The 1,787-nt window shown below is 59.7% G+C and carries 4 protein-coding genes and 1 pseudogene; all 5 read left to right on the top strand.

Features of this window, described 5'->3' with window-relative positions; translation table 11 throughout:
• Positions 1-115, top strand: a pseudogene (locus LZD57_RS23905) (IS5/IS1182 family transposase); the annotation flags it as partial.
• Complete coding sequence (locus tag LZD57_RS23900; protein ID WP_233722089.1) at positions 112-357, top strand: HNH endonuclease signature motif containing protein; 246 nt, start codon at positions 112-114, stop codon at positions 355-357. The pseudogene LZD57_RS23905 and the gene LZD57_RS23900, both read left to right, overlap by 4 nt.
• 2 nt (positions 358-359) lie before the next feature.
• On the top strand, positions 360-575 hold the full coding sequence (locus tag LZD57_RS23895; RefSeq protein WP_233722088.1) for a hypothetical protein: 216 nt from the start codon (positions 360-362) through the stop codon (positions 573-575).
• Position 576: 1 nt separating this feature from the next.
• Positions 577-936 (top strand): phage tail protein, encoded by a 360-nt coding sequence (locus LZD57_RS23890; RefSeq protein WP_233722087.1) that lies wholly within the window; start codon positions 577-579, stop codon positions 934-936.
• Positions 933-1,622, top strand: coding sequence for a hypothetical protein (locus tag LZD57_RS23885; protein WP_233722086.1), 690 nt, complete (start codon positions 933-935; stop codon positions 1,620-1,622). Before LZD57_RS23890 ends, LZD57_RS23885 begins: the two co-directional genes overlap by 4 nt.
• Positions 1,623-1,787 lie beyond the last annotated feature (165 nt).

The raw sequence follows: 1,787 nt of genomic DNA, 5'->3' as shown, positions 1-1,787 counted from the left end.
CTTCAATCGCATCAAACAGATGCGGGGCCTTGCCACCCGTTATGACCGACGGGCCGACAACTTCATGGCCGCGCTCAAGCTCGCTGCCATCCGCATCTGGATCAATGCACAATGAGTCCGCGCCCTAGCGCCCGCGAACGTGGATACGACACGAAATGGGACAAAGAACGCGCCGCTCACCTCAAGGCGCACCCGACATGCACCCGTTGCGGCGCACCCGCGACCGTCATCAATCATCGCATTCCTCATAAACGCGACTTCTCGAAGGGCGGGCTGTTTTGGTCTCGCTCCAACTGGGAACCCGTCTGCGCACCCTGCCACAACGGTCCGATCCAATCCGAAGAAAGAAGGAAATGAACATGGCAACCACCACCACCCCGGCGCTCTCCGACAAGCCGGCGCCCTACTTCTACGCCGACGTTTTCCAGACCTCGCTTCAGGTCAACGTCGAAGTCGACGCCGGCACCGTTTCGTTCAACGGCACTCGCAAGGGCACGACCAAGACCGAATGCCGCGACGAGATGATCGCCACGTTGAAGGAAGCGGTCTCGCGTCTGGAGACGATGAGCCTCTGACATGGCAATCCCGACCTTCACGCCACCTTGCTCGCCATCACCCGGAACGTCCGAAAAGCCCGAGATCAAGATCCTCCGGGCACAGTTCGGCGACGGCTATGCGCAAGCAACGGCTGACGGTCTGAATCATATCCGGCGCGTCGTCGATCTCACATGGGAAGTGCTCGATCGCACCGAACGCGATCAGATCATCGCCTTCCTCAACGAGCGCGCCGGATACAAGACGTTCTATTACCAAATGCCGCACGACAACACGCCAACGCGCTTCGTATGCAGCGAGTGGAGCGACACCGCGATCAGCGGAAACTTCCACCGCGTGACTGCCGTCTTCCGGCAAGACTTCGGATTCTCCGGCGCATGAACTTCGCCGATCACCCCGCAGACGAAATCCCACTCTGGCGTGCCGTAATCGTTCGCCAGCTTAAGGACGCAACGTCGCTTAACCCCTCGTATGTTCATGCTGCCGTCGCCGCGAAGATTCGGCGCGAAGCCCGCGCCTGGCTGTTCGATGACGACCCTGATGGCTACTTCGCCCGCACCTGCGAACTCGCCGACTTCGAAGGCAAGCGAAGCGTTGATGCTCTCCGCAACTACGTCCTGAAGTTCGAAGCCGAGAACGCCGACGCCATCGCCGAGCAAGAGCGAGAAGAACAAGACGCAAAGCGCGCCAGACAGGAGCGAGCTGGTCGGATCGCGGAACAGCACGAGGCGAAAGAAGGACGCCGCATTGCTCGCGCTGCAAAAGCCGAGCGTCCCAAAGCTCCTAAACCGAGCCGGCTGATCGATGGGAGATTTAGGTACAGAAAGAGTTTCGAAGCGCACGGCGAGAGCCTGACGCTTCCTCAATGGGCCGAAAGGCTAGGCGTTGGCGTCGAGACACTTCGTCGTCGCATCCGCGCCAATTGGCCGCTGAACGCCGTCTTCACCTCGAAAACTCACGCCGGAAAGCCTTGGCAGCGGCGCGACGACCATGGGGCGGGGGTAGGTCGAAGCTCGCCTGATCACCGTGGGACCGGCGTGGGTCCATTCGTGCAAGATAGCGCGTAATTGGGATCTTTTTTTCGGAAGGAATGAAAATGCGCAGCCTAGAGAGCGTCTCCATAAACGGGTTCATCTGAGCGGCACGATCTGATTCATTCTCCTTGAAAGGAGAATGCCATGCGTCGTCATGAACTCACGGATCAGGAATGGGCGGTGATCGAGCCGCTGCTA

Source organism: Jiella avicenniae (assembly GCF_021390325.1).
In the GTDB taxonomy this organism is placed as follows: domain Bacteria; phylum Pseudomonadota; class Alphaproteobacteria; order Rhizobiales; family Rhizobiaceae; genus Jiella; species Jiella avicenniae.
Note: the sequence above shows the minus strand (reverse complement) of the source record. Positions and strands in the feature narration are given on the sequence as shown.